At 57.0% G+C, this 16067-nt stretch carries 19 protein-coding genes; 10 read left to right on the forward strand and 9 right to left on the reverse strand.

Annotated elements, in window-relative coordinates:
* The first annotated feature begins 184 nt into the window (after positions 1–184).
* The 5 genes from AC1RN6_RS11550 (at position 185) to AC1RN6_RS11570 (ending at position 4374) form a co-directional block, all read left to right on the forward strand.
* Entirely contained in the window at positions 185–1399 is a 1215-nt protein-coding gene (locus AC1RN6_RS11550) for an MFS transporter (RefSeq protein ID WP_493005401.1), read from the forward strand.
* A gap of 97 nt (positions 1400–1496) precedes the next feature.
* On the forward strand, positions 1497–2504 hold the full coding sequence (locus tag AC1RN6_RS11555; RefSeq protein ID WP_493005403.1) for an ABC transporter substrate-binding protein: 1008 nt from the start codon (positions 1497–1499) through the stop codon (positions 2502–2504).
* 27 nt (positions 2505–2531) lie between these two features.
* Positions 2532–3299, forward strand: coding sequence for an ABC transporter permease (locus tag AC1RN6_RS11560; protein WP_493005406.1), 768 nt, complete (start codon positions 2532–2534; stop codon positions 3297–3299).
* A complete protein-coding gene (locus AC1RN6_RS11565; protein WP_493005408.1) occupies positions 3287–4027 on the forward strand; it encodes an ABC transporter ATP-binding protein in 741 nt (246 codons plus the stop codon). The genes AC1RN6_RS11560 and AC1RN6_RS11565 overlap by 13 nt, the downstream gene beginning before the upstream one ends.
* A gap of 47 nt (positions 4028–4074) precedes the next feature.
* Positions 4075–4374: a DsrE family protein gene (locus AC1RN6_RS11570; RefSeq protein WP_493005410.1), complete on the forward strand. Its 300-nt coding sequence runs from the start codon at positions 4075–4077 to the stop codon at positions 4372–4374.
* Between the two features lie 368 nt (positions 4375–4742).
* Here AC1RN6_RS11570 and AC1RN6_RS11575 read toward each other — a convergent pair whose 3' ends face one another.
* From AC1RN6_RS11575 to AC1RN6_RS11610, 8 genes are all read right to left on the reverse strand, one after another.
* On the reverse strand, positions 4743–4949 hold the full coding sequence (locus AC1RN6_RS11575) for a helix-turn-helix transcriptional regulator (RefSeq protein WP_493005412.1): 207 nt from the start codon (positions 4947–4949) through the stop codon (positions 4743–4745).
* Positions 4946–5134: a glyoxalase superfamily protein gene (locus tag AC1RN6_RS11580; protein ID WP_493005414.1), complete on the reverse strand. Its 189-nt coding sequence runs from the start codon at positions 5132–5134 to the stop codon at positions 4946–4948. Before AC1RN6_RS11580 ends, AC1RN6_RS11575 begins: the two co-directional genes overlap by 4 nt.
* Positions 5131–6147 carry a hypothetical protein gene (locus tag AC1RN6_RS11585; protein WP_493005416.1) on the reverse strand — a complete coding sequence of 339 codons (1017 nt, stop codon included), beginning with the start codon at positions 6145–6147 and terminating at the stop codon, positions 5131–5133. Before AC1RN6_RS11585 ends, AC1RN6_RS11580 begins: the two co-directional genes overlap by 4 nt.
* The gene (locus tag AC1RN6_RS11590) at positions 6144–6590 is read right to left on the reverse strand and encodes a hypothetical protein (RefSeq protein ID WP_493005418.1); all 447 of its coding nucleotides are present in this window, start codon (positions 6588–6590) and stop codon (positions 6144–6146) included. The genes AC1RN6_RS11585 and AC1RN6_RS11590 overlap by 4 nt, the downstream gene beginning before the upstream one ends.
* Positions 6587–8704: a ParB/RepB/Spo0J family partition protein gene (locus AC1RN6_RS11595; protein WP_493005421.1), complete on the reverse strand. Its 2118-nt coding sequence runs from the start codon at positions 8702–8704 to the stop codon at positions 6587–6589. The genes AC1RN6_RS11590 and AC1RN6_RS11595 overlap by 4 nt, the downstream gene beginning before the upstream one ends.
* Before the next feature lie 35 nt (positions 8705–8739).
* Positions 8740–9033, reverse strand: coding sequence for a hypothetical protein (locus AC1RN6_RS11600; protein ID WP_493005423.1), 294 nt, complete (start codon positions 9031–9033; stop codon positions 8740–8742).
* Positions 9034–9447: 414 nt separating this feature from the next.
* Complete coding sequence (locus AC1RN6_RS11605) at positions 9448–9642, reverse strand: hypothetical protein (RefSeq protein WP_493005425.1); 195 nt, start codon at positions 9640–9642, stop codon at positions 9448–9450.
* A 296-nt stretch (positions 9643–9938) separates the two neighbouring features.
* Positions 9939–10337 carry a helix-turn-helix domain-containing protein gene (locus AC1RN6_RS11610; protein WP_493005427.1) on the reverse strand — a complete coding sequence of 133 codons (399 nt, stop codon included), beginning with the start codon at positions 10335–10337 and terminating at the stop codon, positions 9939–9941.
* A gap of 71 nt (positions 10338–10408) precedes the next feature.
* Between AC1RN6_RS11610 and AC1RN6_RS11615 the strand changes: the two genes are divergently transcribed.
* Positions 10409–10699 carry a transcriptional regulator gene (locus AC1RN6_RS11615; protein WP_493005429.1) on the forward strand — a complete coding sequence of 97 codons (291 nt, stop codon included), beginning with the start codon at positions 10409–10411 and terminating at the stop codon, positions 10697–10699.
* Here AC1RN6_RS11615 and AC1RN6_RS11620 read toward each other — a convergent pair.
* Positions 10629–10931, reverse strand: a complete 303-nt coding sequence (locus AC1RN6_RS11620) for a hypothetical protein (RefSeq protein ID WP_493005905.1) — start codon at positions 10929–10931, stop codon at positions 10629–10631. The two genes, AC1RN6_RS11615 and AC1RN6_RS11620, sit on opposite strands and share 71 nt — an antisense overlap.
* Positions 10932–11008: 77 nt before the next feature.
* Here AC1RN6_RS11620 and AC1RN6_RS11625 point away from each other — a divergent pair, with 77 nt between their 5' ends.
* The 4 genes from AC1RN6_RS11625 (at position 11009) to AC1RN6_RS11640 (ending at position 16067) form a co-directional block, all read left to right on the forward strand.
* Positions 11009–11485, forward strand: coding sequence for a YmfL family putative regulatory protein (locus AC1RN6_RS11625; protein WP_493005431.1), 477 nt, complete (start codon positions 11009–11011; stop codon positions 11483–11485).
* Positions 11482–14166, forward strand: coding sequence for a DUF5906 domain-containing protein (locus tag AC1RN6_RS11630; RefSeq protein ID WP_493005433.1), 2685 nt, complete (start codon positions 11482–11484; stop codon positions 14164–14166). The genes AC1RN6_RS11625 and AC1RN6_RS11630 overlap by 4 nt, the downstream gene beginning before the upstream one ends.
* 582 nt (positions 14167–14748) lie before the next feature.
* Positions 14749–15306, forward strand: a complete 558-nt coding sequence (locus AC1RN6_RS11635; protein ID WP_493005436.1) for a hypothetical protein — start codon at positions 14749–14751, stop codon at positions 15304–15306.
* Between the two features lie 104 nt (positions 15307–15410).
* Entirely contained in the window at positions 15411–16067 is a 657-nt protein-coding gene (locus AC1RN6_RS11640; RefSeq protein WP_493005438.1) for a hypothetical protein, read from the forward strand.

The following is a 16067-nucleotide window of genomic DNA, read 5'->3' on the forward strand; positions in this document are numbered from 1 at the left end:
ACGAAGTATCGTAATTCCAAAGCACAGCGCTGACAAAGATCGTTACTGTATATGCAAGCGCATTTTCCGCATGTGCAGAGAGCGTATGCAGATCAGTTCCGTGGGCGAAGAGACAGGAGTAAACTGGGTGCCATTGCTTGCCCATGTGGCTTTTTATTTTTTACCTCTCACATACCTGAAAATAATGAAGGATCTGAATGCCGCGTCAATTTCCGACGATTCGCACATCGATGACACGTCGATCCGCCGGCGCTCGCTGATCGCCGCTTGCAGCGCGCACGCCATCCATGACGGGCTGACGGATCTTATTTATGTGCTGTTGCCGATCTGGCAGGCGCAGTTTTCCATCAGCTATGCATTGGTCGGTTTGTTACGCGGTTCTTACTCCGGCACGATGGCGGCTTTTCAATTGCTTGCCAGCAGAATGGCAAAACGCTGGGGCAGGGAGCGCATGCTGGTGGGCGGCACGGCGCTGGCAGGCGTCGCGTATCTGATCGCCGGGCAGGCAGGTGGGCTCACCGTGCTGATGATTGCTCTGGTGCTGGGAGGCCTGGGAGCCAGTACGCAACATCCACTTGCTTCGTCGCTGGTGACGGACGCGCACCATGCCGGCGGCGGCGTCAAGGAAGCGCTGTCGCAATACAACTTTGCCGGCGACATCGGCAAGACCTTGATTCCGGGACTGGTGGGCCTGTCGCTCGTGGTGATGAGTTGGCAAACCAGCGTGACCCTGATGGGCTTGCTCGGGCTGGCTGCGGCGGGCCTGCTCTGGTGGCTGATCCCTGAGCGGGATGAGCAGGCATTGAGCAAGGCAAAAACGGCAAAGACCTCGATTGGTACAGGCTCTCGCAGCGGTCTGCGCGCCTTGCTGTTGACCGGCACACTCGATAGCTCGGTACGGATGGGCTTTCTGACCTTCTTGCCGTTTCTCTTGCAAAGCAAGGGCGCCGGCACGGCAGGTATCGGATTGGCGCTGTCGTTGTTGTTTGTCGGCGGGGCATTCGGAAAGTTATTGTGCGGTTATCTTGGCGCACGCATCGGCATGATGAAGACGGTGTGGCTGACTGAGACTGCGACTTCTGCGCTGATCGTGGCTGCGGTCTTTTTTCCGCTCTCCGGCGTCATGCTCATGTTGCCGCTACTGGGACTGGCTTTGAACGGAACCTCTTCCGTACTTTATGGCGTGGTGCCGGAACTGGCAGAGCCGGGCAAGCATGAACATGCGTTTGCGTTGTTCTATACCGGCACCATCGCCGGCGGCGCAGTGGCGCCTGTGGTGTTCGGCCGTTTGGGTGACGCTGCCGGGATTCCTTCTGCGCTGATGACCCTGGCGGTGATTCTGTTGCTCACCTTGCCGTTGTCATGGCAGGTGCAGAAAGGCTTGCATAACAGTCGCTAAAACAGCTGCTAAGCCAGGGGGCAGCGGCCTGCGAGCAGAATAATTTATAATGCCCGGCTACTGCGACCAAGCCGTCCTTACCCATAGAAAGATAAAAATGAAGCGAGCATTTGCCTGGATCTTGCCGGCGCTGACCGTTGTTTTATTCGGCATACAGCCCGCCATGTCGGCGCCGCTTGAAGTCGGTTATATGCCGATCCTTCCCGATGCCCAGTTGTTTATCGCGATGGAACAGGGGATTTTCCCGAAAGACGCCGGTGCGCCGAAGCTGGTGCAATTTCAGAGCGGGCCGGCCATGGTGCAGGCTTTGCTGGCTGGGCAGCTTGACATCGCTTATGTCGGCATCGGCCCGGCGCTGGTGGCGCGTGCCAAGGGCGCCGATATCAAGGTAGTGGCATCCAACATCGTTGAACAGGTCAGCTTTGTCGCGCTGGGCAATCTGGCGCCGTACTTCGCTTCGGGTGATCCCGCTTCTGCATTCACCCGCTTCGCCAAAGACAAGGGGCGTCAGGCGGTCATCGCCAGCTATCCGAAAGGGGCAGTGCCGGAGGCGGCTTTGCAGTATTGGCTGCGCAACCGCGTGCGTGCCGACACGTCTCAACTGAAATTGATTTACCAGGGCGAATCGCAGATTCAGGAATCCCTGCTGACCGGCGCTATCGACGGCGCCGTCATTCTTGAGCCGACGACGACCAATGTCCTGAACAAGTCGCCTAAATCCAAGGTGATTGCGCGTGGCTCCGATCTGTTCCCCAAGCAACCTGGCGCCGTGTTGCTGGTTCGTGAAAAGCTGTTGCGCGAACAGCCTGCGTTAGTGAAGTCTTTGCTGAGCGCGCACATTGCGGCAACCAAGATGCTGGACAACGATCCCGTCAAGGCCGCACCGATGGTGCAGAAATATGTGGGCGGCGGTCGCTTGCCGGTCAAGCTGGTGGAGCAGGCGATCCGCAATTCCAAAGGCCAGTTTGTGGCTGACCCGAATCTGATCATTCCTGCCACGCTGGCGTTGCAGAAATTCCAGGCCGAAACCGGCACCTTGTCCGGACCGGCGGTGGATGTGCCGAAGATGTTCAACACCACTTTCTATGACGCCGCAGCACACTGATATTTTCTTGCCGATACCGATACGCCGATGCTGACACGATCTTATTCTCTACCGGCGCGTATCGGCTATGGTGTTGCCGGCGTCGTCCTGTTCGTGCTGCTGTGGAAGGCAGTCGGCGTGTTCGGCTGGGTGAATCCCGGCATTCTTCCTGATCCGTTCCTGCTGCCAGAAACCTTTCTCCTCGAATGGCAAAGCGACCGGCTGCTGCCAGCCATCGGCTCCAGTCTGATTCACTATGTCTGGGGACTCGGGCTTGGTGCGGTGTGCGGCATTGTGGTCGGATTGGCTGCCGCGACGATACAACGCTTCGATATGTTGCAGTCGTATGTGTCGCGCATCTTGCGGCCGATTCCACCGCTGGCCTGGGTGGTGTTTGCGATTGCGTGGTTCAAGGTTAGTCACGCCGGTGCCGCGTTCGTGATCGCCATCGGCGTATTCTGGGTCAACTATTTCGCGACCTACAGCGCGGTGCGCAACATTGATCCGCGTTTCTACGAGTTGGCGCGCAGTTTCGGGCAGGGCGGCTATTGGCGCCGCTCCATCAGCATCACGTTGCCGGCGATTGCACCTGGGCTGTTGTCCGGGATCCGCACCGGCATCGGGCAAGCCTGGATGACGCTGATTGCGGCAGAACTGCTCGGCGTACCCGGCATGGGACAGGAAATGAACGCGGCAGCCGGCGTCGGCGCTTACGACGCGGTGGTGGTGTACATGCTTACCATCTCTGCCGTGTACGCCGCCACCGATCTTTTGTACACGCTGGTTGAAAGGAGGGTGCTGTCTTGGCGTCCGTAATCGAGTTCGATCGCCTCTCCTACACGCATCCCGGCGCCGCTGCACCGGTGATTCAGGACCTTTCACTGGATATCGAGGCGGGGAGCTTTATCGCCGTGGTCGGCGGCTCCGGCGTCGGCAAATCGACGTTGCTGCGAACCGCTGCCGGTCTGCTGATGCCGGGATCCGGCGAGATGCGTTTTAATCTGCCGCAACGGCCCGGCCGCCGGCGGCGCGCGATCGTCTTCCAGGATAGCCGTCTGCTGCCTTGGCGCACGGTAGAGGCTAACATCGCCTACGGCCTGGAAACGCTTGGCATCGATAAGACTCAAAGCGCTGCACGCGTGGCAGAGGCGTTACGGCTCACCGGCCTGGAAGAACTGCATGACCGTTGGCCGCATCAGCTTTCCGGGGGGCAGGCGCAGCGTGTCGGCATCGCACGGGCGCTCGCCGTCGAGCCGGATATTTTATTGATGGACGAGCCGTTCAGCGCTGTTGATGCGCTGACCCGGCGCAAGTTGCAGACCGAGCTGATCCGCATTTGGGAAACAACCCATACAGCAGTCATGTTCGTCACGCACGATATCGATGAGGCGGTGTATCTGGCGGATCGTGTTGTCGTGCTGGGGAACCGGCCTGCGACCGTCGTCGAGAATCTGAAAATCGATTTGCCGCGTCCACGGGACCGCAGCTCGACTCAGTTCGCGGACTACGTGACACATCTGTCGTCGTGGCTGGGCGTGGAATAGCGTTTTATCTCAGAGAACCACTTCTCATTATTTATTCAAAGTCCGATATGGAAACCTTGCGGCTACTCATTCATGCACCGACTGCAACAGCCCTTGAGCGCGGCCGCCGCAATCTCGCCAATTTGCTGAAGATGGCGCCTGGCGCCGAAGTGGAGTTGGTAGTCAATGCCGGCGCCGTAGCCGCAGCTCTGAGCCAGCCGGATGCCCTTGACGGATATCTGCGCGTTTGCCGTAATACGCTGACAGCCAACCAGCTCACTGCACCCGAAGGCATCGTAGTCGTGCCGGCAGCGGTGTTGCATATCGCGCAGCGGCAGGCCGAGGGTTGGAGTTATATGCGGGCGTGAAGGCAGAGTCTTGAATCGAGTCTCAAATAAAAAACGCCCGCGATTGCGGGCGTTTTTAGGATTCCGCAGTTAATCCGCAGTACGCCGAATTCCAGAAATAGAAAAGCGCCCCGAAAGGCGCTTAGCTATTAACTTCCACGAACTAAATCATTGGCGGAGACGGGAGGATTATGTGCGCTCCGCTGAATCGCTTGCAAGCGATTCCCTTCGGATTCCTCGCTATTGGAACTCGTATCCCCAAAGAAAAAGCCCCTGACTTGCGTCAGGGGCTTTGATCCTTTGGCGGAGACGGAGGGATTCGTATTTAGCTCGTAAGTAATTGAAAAATAAGAGTCTATTTCAATACGAACTTAATTTTAACCAACAATTTAACCAGCATTTAATAAATTGTCGCGTTCCAACTTTCTTTCCTGAATCCACTTGTCCACCTCGCTTTCGAGCCATCCCTTCGCTCGGTCACCGAGTGATATGGGGGCAGGAAACGTCTTTTCGCCGACCTTCTTGTACACGTTCGTCTTGCCGAGGGCAGTTCGCTTCATTACCTCGTTGATACGTAAAACGGCATCGGACATCATTGTACCCCCTTCGTCGATGCGACCTGTTGTGGCTGATCCTGCTTTGCATCGGCCAAGAGCGCAGACCATCTACTAAAGCCATGCCGACGAGCCAGTTCTTCAAGCGCCTGGCAGTGGCTCAGGGTCGAATTCTTGCTCATGTGGCGCGCTTCGAGTTTTAGGGATTCGATTTGTTGGGGCGTCATGGTTTATTCTCCGTTGTGGAGCTTTTCTTGGCTGCTGCTACCAGCTCACGGGTAGTCAAGACCATGGCATCGATATGGTGGCGCTTGTTTCTGATCGTGCCATCAAACGCAATCAGTTCGCGCTCCCACGCCCTCGCATACATTTCCGCACTGGCATCGCAACTCTTGACCGTCTCTCTCAGATCCGCGTTGTCCCTCTTGAGAATTGCAATTTCCCTCTTAAGCGCGTCGGTTTCAGGTAGCGCCACGTTGCGAACAGTGACATGCTGAATTTGTGTCGAGGGCGCGGCGATGGCCAGCCTGACCATGGCATCAGCGTGTTTTTGAGCGTAGAAATGCATTTCCAAGCGGTCCCACATAGGACCGAGCTTTGGGTGCTTGAAGACCGATAGCGGCATTTCTGGGAATACGCGCTCCGCTACCGACCTCGCCTCGTGTGCAATTTCCGCAGAATCTTGCACACGTTCCGCCGATGTGTTCGCGGCGCATACATCTGGCTTCGCCTCTTGGGTCGCCGCTGCAACATCGTCTTTGCTACCGCTTCCGCCGCAATGCTGGCAGTATTCATCTTCGGGCTGCGAGCCGTCATTGCGCAGGACGATTGGCTGCGCCGTTGGTGCGTCAGTGCCGGTTGGAGTCTGTCTTGCCAGAGCGATCAACTTCATCACCATGTTTGGCGAGAACAGCGATATGAACTCGTCCTGCGCTTGCGTCAGGTCTGCGACGGAAAAATAGCCTTTGTCCCTTGGCGGATGTGACGGGATTTTGCTGGTTGCCCGCGCAGCTTCCTCAAGGGCGTCCAGCAGCGCCGGGGTAACGGAGTCATCCCATTCGTCTTCAGGATCCTGCGATTCGGTTGCTGTTGCGATTGACACCACCAGCTGCGTCTCAACCGGCTCTCGACCCAGAGCGACGCGAATGAGGTCGCGCTGCGTCTTCGTAGATGCGAGTCCGAGATCCTCTGGGTTGAGGATCCGTGAGAGAGCTTCCTCGATGCGATTGTCGTTGCTCATTGCGCGGCCTCCTGTACTGCGCGGGACAGGCCGTCCGCGTGGTTAAGGGTCATGCGCAGCGATTCGCTGCGCAGCAACGGCAAAGACTCGCGGACAAGCTCGGCATCCGAAGGGAAGATCATCACACCATACTTGAATTTATTCGCCAACTGACGCAGCGGGGCAGTGGGCATGTCACGCCCGACAGTCTCGGCGTGGAGCTCGAAAAAGCGTGCTGTGCCTTCCAATGCGGGCGCGATGTCAAACCACTCGTGACGGTCGGGCGCTTGAAATACCGGCTCGCCCTTGATCGTGTCGATGTCGCCGGTCGATTCAAGGCGCTTAAGAATCCCTTCGATCATGCTGAACGTCTTGTCGACTTTCCAAGGCATCGTGGCGAGCACTGCGTTTCCCAAGTCGAGGCGTTTGTGGGAGCGTCGGTCGGAGCGGCGATGGCGACTCATTTCGCATCCTTTCCTGTTGCGGTCTTAGCGGCAGGGGCGGTCTTCGTGGCAGCAGCCTTTGGCTTGGCGGTCTTGGGAGTTGCCTTCGATTTCGCCTTTGGCTTGGCCTTCGTATCGCCAGTAGGAACCGTGAAAGGCCATGCCTTTGCTGGCGGCGTCTTCGGCGCAGGAGGCGCGACCGGCGCGAGCTCGAAGTGCTCCGCGCCTTGGGTGCGTTCATGAGCAGCGCGGCGAGCGCGGCCCACGTTCCAGTAGTCGTGCTCGGATTCGTTCGATGGGTACGGGTTCGCGGTGGTCATGTCGACGCATGCGTAGCCTTCTTTGTACGCAGGCTGTTCTTGTACGTCGCCTGTAGACTGCGGGGCATCAGAGACTGACACCGGGGCGGGCGTCGCGGTAGGTGTAGTCGTGGGCTTTGCCTTTGGTCGCGCAACGGATTTCGCCTTGACGCTTGGCGCAGTCTTGGTAGGTTTCTCTGCTTTTGCGGGTGCGGCAACTTTCTTCTCTGCCTTTGGTGTCGGCGCTGGTGTCTTTGCCTTTGCGGTCGCGACTGCCTTCGCTTCGGCGGTGATTTCTGCTTTCACTTCTTTTGCGTCGACGCCGTGCCGCTTTGCGGCGGCATGCAGCTCTGGCGCTTCATTGGTGTAATGGACTGCTACCAGTGAGGAGCTGAACAGTGACACGGTAAAGATGATGTCCGCGAGCTCGACCGCACTCAGGCCCTTGAGCTTTTCGGCGCGAGCGGCCTTGCCATCGTACGCGGCAAGGCCAATGTCCCATCCAAGGAATGGCAGGAGCTTGCGCATTGTGTTGTTGTCGCAGCGATGGAGGGCGTGTGCGGCAATCATTTGCCAGTCTTCGAGTGTCAGGCCACCTGCCTGCGCATTGGCCCTGACGCGGGTCAGCAGCTCAACGTGATATTGATTGGCGAACTTCGCCTTCTTTGCCGCCTCGCGGTCCTGTTCGCTCATGCTCGTGGCTTTGGCGATGCCCAAATCCTTCAGCGCGGTTTTGAGGTCATCTTCGCCAAGCACTTCAACGAGCACTTCCTGAGTGGGATGGACGATGGCGATGGGATTCACGCCCGCTGCCTTGGCGATCTGCCGGTATGTGCGGCGTTTGCTATCTTGATGACAAGTCGAGTCAAGGAGTTCATAGTTCCCATTGGGTGACGAATGGGCGTATGGGAAGATCTTCTTTGCCTCTGCGTCGGCGATGACCTTGATGCCGTTCTCCTTGGCTTTGGCGATGCCGTTTGCCGTCCATGTGGAACGCTTTGCACTGAAGCACGCGGTATCAGTGCAGACGTCTGCACTGGTGACGTCTGGGTAGTCCGCCTGATTATTGCCGGAGCGCTTGGGGCATGTTGTGCATGGACCGGCTTCGGGCAGCAAAAACGCATCCGCTTGATCGAATGGTGCGTCTTTCAGCTTGGTCATGAAGTTGCGCTGAATGTGAGCGATGGCAGTACGCTGCGACATTGCATCGGTGGTATCGGTGGCGCTGATCTCTACGCACGCTTGCGTTTGGAGTTTTTGCCCCGGAATCCGCGCAATCAGGAGCGCCAGAGATGTCGTGATCTTCTCATCGTAGAACGCCTTGCGCGCTGCCTCGCAGAGATTGAGGAGTTTCAGGCTTGAGTAGATATACGACTTACTCTTATTGGCCTTTTCTGCCAACTGATCCGCCGTATAGCCGAAGCGCTTCATCATTTGCTCGAAACCCTCGGCTTCTTCCAGCTCGTGGAGGTCGCGGCGCTGAAGGTTTTCGAGCACCTGGATCTCGTATGCCTCCTGATCGCTCATGGCGCGCACCAGCACCGGAATGTGCGTCATGCCAGCAATGCCGGACGCACGCCAGCGCTGCTCTCCGGCGACGACCTCAAGGTCTTCAGGCTCCTCCGGCGTCGGCGTCACGGGACGCATGAGGATGGGCTGCACGATGCCCTTATCCTTCGCGCTTCCGGCGAGTTCTTGCAGGAATTTTTCATTGAATCGCTTGCGTGGATTTGTCTTTGACGGGCGGGTGCGGCTACGTTCGACGATCAAAAATTGAGATTCGTTGACGAGTTCGAATTTGCCGTCGATAACGGCGTCTGTTGTTGCAATGTTCATGGCGATAGGTCCTTGTGATGTGAGAGATGGAGCGATTAGCAAGCGTCTTCAGGGAGAGAAAAAAGGAGTTCGAACGACACGCCCGCGTGGGCGACGGGAACAACCCAAGCGACCCAGCCGGGGCGCGTGGTCAGAGGGGATTTTTTGGGATCGCCGAAGGTGTAGCCGTCCTTCGTCATGCGCTCCGCGATCTGTTTAAAAGTCAGACGATTGGAGTTGGGAAGGAGGGCCGAGCGAGTCAGGCCGCGCTCTATGGCGTCGCCGAGCGATGCGAGGGAGAGCGTCACGTTTGCGGGGATATGGGTCGCTGGCGATGTTGCTCGGCTCATAGCGGGCTCCCCGACGATTGGCGGGGGCCGCAGGCAACGCGGCGAGCTTGAGCGCCTTGGAGTGTGTCGGGCCATGGTTGACCGCAAATCTCGCGGATCTGCGCGCTAGGCGTGCGGCGCTCCGGCTCCGCAGCAGACAGCGCCGCATCCAAGCCATGCTGATATGCGTCGGCGAAATCCGCTGCCGCGTTGTCCGATGAGCTGGCGACGACATACGCCGCCACTAGCGTGATGCTGCCAAGGAAGGCAGAGAGGAGGGGGTGCTTTCCGAGAAGAGTCATAGAAGCCTCACGAAGATTGCGCACACGCCGAATCGATCAAGTGCAGACGTGTGCACTTCAAAGCTGGAATGGGCGATTTGGGAATACGACAGGCGGTCGCCGGTCGCGGTGGTGACGTTGATGTGAAACGCTTTCATGCTGCCTCGCGCTCTTTGGCGGGCGAGGCAACGCGGAGCTCGCACGCATTGCAATGGCCGTAGCGGGTGAGCTCCTTGGTAGTCACCTGCTTGCCGCACGCGCACGACTTGCGCCGGAGGACGATAGGGGGCTTCATCGCGTGGGTGATCTCGCGATAGCGTTCGATGTTGAGCTCGGCGAACAGGGTCATTTCTGACCCCCGGAAAGCTTTTTCAGGTCGCGCCGTGTGGCGGTGCGGGTTGGTTTGAAGTGGACAACGGTGAAGCGGCGGTCCGAGCTAAGGAATGGATCTCCTTTGCCGGGTGTCTCTAAGAAGTTGATTCGCCGTGGCGTCTGGAATGCTGCGGCTTTGGTTTTTACACGTGGCATTTTCGCTCCGATGGTTGAATGCATCGGAACGAAGTATCACTCCAGTGTTTTTTAGTGTCAACACTAAAGTGATATTGACAGTGATAATTTTAGCGAAATGAAGTGATTTCGCCCGTACTACTTAGTACGCCGCCCCTGCGTGAGCTCTTCGATTAGTTCAGAGTTGGCGTGTTTCGTATCTTCAAGACGTCTGAAGTATTCGTCTTGCTGTTTTTTTGTTAGGCCATCAAATAGTTGTAATAGTGCCTTTTGTCGTTCGGATAACGCTTCCCCCGTGCCGTGATTCTCATCATTTGCCGCAGGGAGGAGGGCGTCGCTTTCGCAGCGCAAATACTCTGGTGTTACCTCCAGTGCATTGGCAATATCTACAAGACTTTCCCCATACCCCCGAATTCCCGATTCGATATTACCGATCGTCCCTTGAGATACGCCTGCTTTTTGGGCGAGCTGCGCCTGCGTGAGTTTTTTATTCTTACGCGTATCCCTGAGTCTTTTTCCGATGATGTTTTCGGTCATGAGGAATTAAATCACTTATGTGAATCACTTAGGTGTTGACGCAAATATCACTAGAGTGATTAAATGCGCGTATGAAACCTTTAGACATCGCGATCAACTATGCGGACGGAGTGACGAAGCTCGCGCTCGCTATTGGCGTGCGTCAGTCGGTGGTTAGTAACTGGCGTGCACGCAATACCGTCATCGAAGCCATTCATTGCACTGCGATTGAGCAGTTCACAAAAGGGAGAGTGACGCGTATCGACCTGCGGCCCGATGACTGGTGGCGCATTTGGCCTGAGCTCATGCCTGCTAACGCGCTGTTTCCTGCCACGCATTCAAGCCTCGATGCGAGGTTGCAATGCGACCGCCGATCTCAATGACGCTCAGGTTGTCGCCGTTCCGAAGCCCTGTCGCGATGGCATGGAAGAGCCGCGGAGGGTCTTGGTCGGATGTTCCAGCCATGGCAATCGCGTTCTCGGAGGTCAGTACCGCCTCTGCGCCGTCGATGTTCTGGCGAATGGCGGCAGCCACGTTCCCCGCAACAGTCGAAAGGTTTCCGCGAGTGAGTTTTGAAGCGAAATGAACCAGCACCAGATATCTGTTCGTTTTCATGTGCGTCCTGGGGATGTGTTTGAACGAAGCATAGGTATTCCGGCTGGATTTGAAAACCACAACAAAAAGGAGAAGTTGTGAACATACGGCAGGCTGTATTGAAAATGATCCGGGCATTTCCCGGCGGTTGGGACGGATGTGTGGGCGCGCTAGCGACGACGCGGGACCGGCTGGAAAATCGCATCTACGAGCGAAAAGGGCAGCAACTGCATATCGAGACCGCAATGATCATGCAGAAGCTGACGGGGACAACGTACTTCGCCGAGGCCGTAGCCGTCGAGTCGGGAGGCGTCTTCGTCAAACTCGCCCAACACGATGAGGTCGATAACGATGTGCTGCACGAGAAGTTTCAGGAGCTCTATAAGGAGCTTGGGCAGTTATCGGCAACGTACAGCGCGGCAATTCAAGACAACGATATCAACAAGCGGGAACGTGCCGAGCTGGAAGCCATCAGCCACGAGATTCAGCGAATCATCCAAGAGCTGATGACCCTGATGTTCCGCATCTATTGCCGTGACGCGGCTACGTCTTCTGCGGGAGCTGCCGAGGCATGACAACAGCTTCAGAAGTACTCGCCATGATGAAGGCGTACGACATGCCCTCGCTTCCCGCAGGGCATCCGATATTTGATGGAAAGTACAAGCGGTTCGGGCCGAAGAAAAAGGGCTGGTACGTGCTCCGCGAAATGACGCTGAAATCGGGGCGGAAGGTCGTAACCGGCGCCTTCGGTTTTTTTCAAGGCGATAACCGGAACACCGTCCCTGTCACGATGGACCTCGAAGGCATGTCCGAAGAGGAGTGCGCCGAGGCGCTGGCGACGCAGCGCGCCTATGAGAAGGCTGAGGCCGAGAAGAAGCTGGAAGAAGCTCGCCTCGCCGCCAATCGCGCTACCGATCAATTGAGTAAGGCGAAGGCGGACCCGAATCAACACCCCTACATTCTTCGGAAGAAGATCACAGCCGAGGGGGTGTCTGCCAGTGAGGGCGGGCTTCTGCTCGTTCCAATGCGGCATTACAGCCTTGATGCGGCGAAACTTGTAGGTCTGCAAAAGATCAGCGAGAAGGGCGCAAAGTTCTACAACGAGGGGATGGACAAGATCGGCGCGGGTCTGTTACTCGGCGCGGCTGACGACCCAAAGATCATCGCTGTGGGCGAGGGCTACGCAACGTGCCGCACGGTGCGCATGGTCCCTGACTTGCCGGTCGACCTGCCCGTGATGGTGGCGTTCGATGCTGGCAGCATTATGCAGATTGCGCGTAACCTGCGCCGCGACTTCCCGAACGCGCATCTGCTGTTTCTGGCAGACGACGATTATCTGATCGAGGAGCGCTTCGTCGAGCGGCTTCTCGAAGACTTTGAAGTCGCCGCGCACGTTCCTGTTGACGGAGCGAGTCATCGCGTTACGAGCGAAAAGGGCGAGACTGTCGATGTGCTTGCGACGTGGAAGGAAGATGCCAACGGAGTGCCATACATCGAGGCAGACGTCCGGGCAGGTCGCCGGCTCAAAACCTACAAGTTCGAAAATGCAGGCATGTCGAAGAGCAGGGCAGCGGCAAAGGAAGTCGGAAATTCATCAGTCGTGGCTCCTCGTTTTGCGGATCGGCGCGGCAACAAATGGACGGACTTCAACGATCTGTATGTCGAAGAGAGTATGAGCGCCGTCGCCGAGCAGATCGGCGCAGCGGTGTCCGACGCGCTGTTCGCCGCCGCCGTTACGGAGCTGGCCGAAGCTCCGCCATGGGATGAAGATCCTGCCCTTCAGCGAGATCCCCCCCGCCCCCCGGAGGATATTGAAGCGTCGGGGGGAGTGCCCCCCGAAGAGAAAAAGCAGGAAAACCCGTCTGCCTTGGCAAGCGCTGTCGATGTCCCGCCCGGCGAGCCGGAGGGCTCTAGCAACGCAGCCGGGGGCGGGGGCGGCGGCAAGAAGCCAAAAGGTAAGGTCGTGCGGACGCAGGAATTCTGGGACTCTCTCGAATTCATGATGAAGCACTTCGTCCTACTGTATGGAACGAACACTGCATGGGATTCAGCGAACCGCATGCAGATTCTTATTCCCAATTTGCGCTATGCCTACGGAACGGACGTTCTCAAATTTTGGCTCGGTAATCCGGGCCGAAAGATGGTGAACGCGAAGAACCTCGTGTTTGACCCAACGGAATCGGTCGATGACGAAACCCACGTGAATATGTTCGCGGGATTCAAGGTCAAGCCAAAGCAAGGGAGCTGCGAGAAGATCCTCGACCTCTTGTCGCACCTCTGCGGCGGCGATCAGGCGTTGATCGACTGGATTCTTCGGTGGACGGCGTATCCCCTCCAAAATCCCGGCGCGAAGATGGCCTCGTCGATCATCATGCATGGCGACGAAGGCTCCGGCAAAAACCTGTTCTGGGAGCACGTGGTTCGCAAGGTGTATGGCGAATATGCGGGTGTCATCGGCAATGCTCAGATCGAAGCTCCGTTCAACGAGTGGGCGTCCCAAAAGCTGTTCCTCGTCTGCGATGAGGTCGTTACGCGTAACGAGCTGCGGCAATTGAAAGGGAAGTTGAAGGGGTTGATCTCCGGAGAAGAGATCCGCATCAATCCGAAAAATTTCCCGGAACGAAGCGAAGCGAATCATCTGAACATTGTATTCCTGTCGAACGAGCTCCAGCCGCTCGCGCTCGACAAGACGGACCGGCGTTACCTGGTGATTTGGACGCCGCCCAAGCAGTCGCAGGAATACTACGAGGCCGTGGCAAACGAAGCGGACAACGGGGGAGTGGAGGCGTTCTATCACTACCTTCTGCACGAGGTCGACTGTTCTGATTTTTCGCCGCACACGAAGCCACTGGATACCAAGGCGAAGCAAAACCTGATCTCGCTGGGCCTGTCTGCGCCAGAGCGCTTCTATCGCGAATGGGAGGCGGGCGGTCTTCCGCTGGCTTTTATCAATTGCACGGCTATGCAGCTTTATGCCGCGTTCCTCCGGTGGAGCCACTTGAACGGGGAGCGGTTCCCTCCGTCGCAGACCCTTTTCGGTCGAACGGTGGACCGCATGGCGGCAGGGAAGATGCGCCGCAAGACGGTGAAGTTCGGCGTCGGCCATGCCTGCAAACAGAAGACCGTCTACCTCGTCACGGATCCGCCCGAAGGCAAGACTCTAGCCGATTGGGTTACTGAAGGCTCCGAGGTGTTTGAGAAGGATCTGAGAGCGTACAGGCATGTCTACGACCAGCCGCAGACGATGGGTGAATAGTTACTGTCCACACCGCGCCGCAACCGTGTGCATCTGAAATCCGCGCCGGGCAAGGCTTGTGAGCAGTATTGATAGTAGTAACGGTTTTTTGAGCCTTACATGCACACGCGCGCGCGAGCAGATAAAGAAGCCAATGAATTTATCTCTCGGATACTTATTTTAACTATTAAAACTATTAACACTATTCACAAAGTCGGTAAGTAAAAGGCTTTCGAATGTGAATACTAATGTTGATGGTGTTGACACTTGCAAAGGTGGAAAGAATGACGAAGCCAGTTCGCGAGCAAATGCCGAAAACAGCGGAGTGGGTGGAAGGTCTGCGCCGCCAATACGGTCTTCTACCTGTCGACCGACAGATACGCCGAGCCATGAAGGGTGAGCCGGTTTTCTACGCAAAGGAAAACGGGCAGGAGGTAGGAACAAGGGCGCGAACGGGAACGGTCGCTGTCAGATGGGACGAGAGAGGGATTAGCTATGTCACACCAATAGATCAGGCCTATTCAGAGCCGCCAACAGTTTTTCAATTCACGTTACCGGGCGCTTTGCCCAAGGGGAAAATTTAAGATGTTCATGGAGCCAAGAATGCGAGAAGAGTATGTAGAAGTTCTGGGGCAAAGCGGGCCAGTCGTCGCGGCAAAACCTGCCGCTCATGTAGCGCAAGAGAATCCAATCGAGGAGCTTGAATTCACGAAGCGCATGGATAATTGGCGACGCGTCTTACTCGGCTCGTCAAGCGGAAGCGACGCTGCATATTGCGCAGGATGGGCGCGCTTGTATGTCGCTCAGCGTATGGCACGCGAGGAGGAGCTGAAGATTGCTGTTGGGTTGATCGTGCCGCAAGGGGCAGTCACTCGACAGACCGTGGACGAGCTAGACGGCTGGCTGGTCGAAGCTGCGATGCGTCGGCTGTCGGACTTCAATGAGCGCAAGATTTTGCAGTATCACTATGTCTGGCAATACCCAGAGCATCGTATAAAGATGAAGCTCATGCTGCGACGGTCGGGAGTAAAGCTGGTGCTAGGCCGGGCGCGGACGAACCTGAAAAAGATTTTGCAGAATCTGGATTCTGCTGCTAATATCCTCACGAACAATTTACATGCCGGTGTAGATCCGCGCCCAGAGTCGATAGACGCCCCTTAGTGGGGGCGCTTGACTCTGGAAAACGTGAAGGGCCTTTTCGAGAGATCGATCAGGCCCTTTTTCATTTGTGCAAACGTCTGCACATCCGGCTCAGTGAGGCATACATGCGCGTCGACTTCCGCTCAAACATCCGTGAGGTAGTGGGCTGGATGGAAGACTTCAAGACCGAACAGATTCCGTTCGCTGTTGCCAAGGCCCTGACCGACACGGCAAAGGATGTCGCCGGTGTCGAGACATCGGAGATCGCCAAGGTCTTCGACAAGCCGACGCCATTTACTCGCCGAGCAGTGGGATTCTCGCCAGCGCGCAAGACAAGCCTCACGTCCGTGGTATTCCTGAAGGACGCGCAAGCAAGGTATCTGATCTCAGAGATTGATGGCGGTAAGCGTGACGTGAAGCGCTTCGAGCAGAAGTTCGGTTCCATATCCGGTGCGGCGGTCGCTGTGCCGGGAGCTGGAGCTTCAGTCAACCAGTACGGCAACGTCAGCCGCGCACAGATCCTCAAGCTCGCCCGCGACCTCAATAGTTCTGGCGATCATAAGCGCCTATTCAAAGGCACGCCGCGAGGGAGCTCTCTTCCTCCTGGCATCTACGCACGGGTCGACAACAATACAAAGATTGTTCCCGTCCTCGTCTTCATACAGAGCGCAACGTACAAGCGCCGCTTCGAGTTCTCGGAGCTCGCAGAGCACACGGTCAATGAAAGATTCCTACGCAATCTTTCTGATGCGTGGGACTTGGCTCTGCGTTCGGCGCGATAA

The sequence above is a fragment of the Herbaspirillum sp. GW822-FHT03A08 genome (assembly GCF_058801885.1).

Excerpts from the sequence above, each read along its gene's own strand:
- AC1RN6_RS11550 (WP_493005401.1), top strand. The coding sequence starts at position 185 with ATGAAGGATCTGAATGCCGCGTCAATTTCCGACGATTCGCACATCGAT.
- AC1RN6_RS11555 (WP_493005403.1), top strand. The coding sequence starts at position 1,497 with ATGAAGCGAGCATTTGCCTGGATCTTGCCGGCGCTGACCGTTGTTTTA.
- AC1RN6_RS11560 (WP_493005406.1), top strand. The coding sequence starts at position 2,532 with ATGCTGACACGATCTTATTCTCTACCGGCGCGTATCGGCTATGGTGTT.
- AC1RN6_RS11570 (WP_493005410.1), top strand. The coding sequence starts at position 4,075 with ATGGAAACCTTGCGGCTACTCATTCATGCACCGACTGCAACAGCCCTT.
- AC1RN6_RS11575 (WP_493005412.1), bottom strand. The coding sequence starts at position 4,949 with ATGATGTCCGATGCCGTTTTACGTATCAACGAGGTAATGAAGCGAACT.
- AC1RN6_RS11580 (WP_493005414.1), bottom strand. The coding sequence starts at position 5,134 with ATGACGCCCCAACAAATCGAATCCCTAAAACTCGAAGCGCGCCACATG.
- AC1RN6_RS11585 (WP_493005416.1), bottom strand. The coding sequence starts at position 6,147 with ATGAGCAACGACAATCGCATCGAGGAAGCTCTCTCACGGATCCTCAAC.
- AC1RN6_RS11590 (WP_493005418.1), bottom strand. The coding sequence starts at position 6,590 with ATGAGTCGCCATCGCCGCTCCGACCGACGCTCCCACAAACGCCTCGAC.
- AC1RN6_RS11595 (WP_493005421.1), bottom strand. The coding sequence starts at position 8,704 with ATGAACATTGCAACAACAGACGCCGTTATCGACGGCAAATTCGAACTC.
- AC1RN6_RS11600 (WP_493005423.1), bottom strand. The coding sequence starts at position 9,033 with ATGAGCCGAGCAACATCGCCAGCGACCCATATCCCCGCAAACGTGACG.
- AC1RN6_RS11605 (WP_493005425.1), bottom strand. The coding sequence starts at position 9,642 with ATGACCCTGTTCGCCGAGCTCAACATCGAACGCTATCGCGAGATCACC.
- AC1RN6_RS11610 (WP_493005427.1), bottom strand. The coding sequence starts at position 10,337 with ATGACCGAAAACATCATCGGAAAAAGACTCAGGGATACGCGTAAGAAT.
- AC1RN6_RS11615 (WP_493005429.1), top strand. The coding sequence starts at position 10,409 with ATGAAACCTTTAGACATCGCGATCAACTATGCGGACGGAGTGACGAAG.
- AC1RN6_RS11620 (WP_493005905.1), bottom strand. The coding sequence starts at position 10,931 with ATGAAAACGAACAGATATCTGGTGCTGGTTCATTTCGCTTCAAAACTC.
- AC1RN6_RS11630 (WP_493005433.1), top strand. The coding sequence starts at position 11,482 with ATGACAACAGCTTCAGAAGTACTCGCCATGATGAAGGCGTACGACATG.
- AC1RN6_RS11635 (WP_493005436.1), top strand. The coding sequence starts at position 14,749 with ATGCGAGAAGAGTATGTAGAAGTTCTGGGGCAAAGCGGGCCAGTCGTC.
- AC1RN6_RS11640 (WP_493005438.1), top strand. The coding sequence starts at position 15,411 with ATGCGCGTCGACTTCCGCTCAAACATCCGTGAGGTAGTGGGCTGGATG.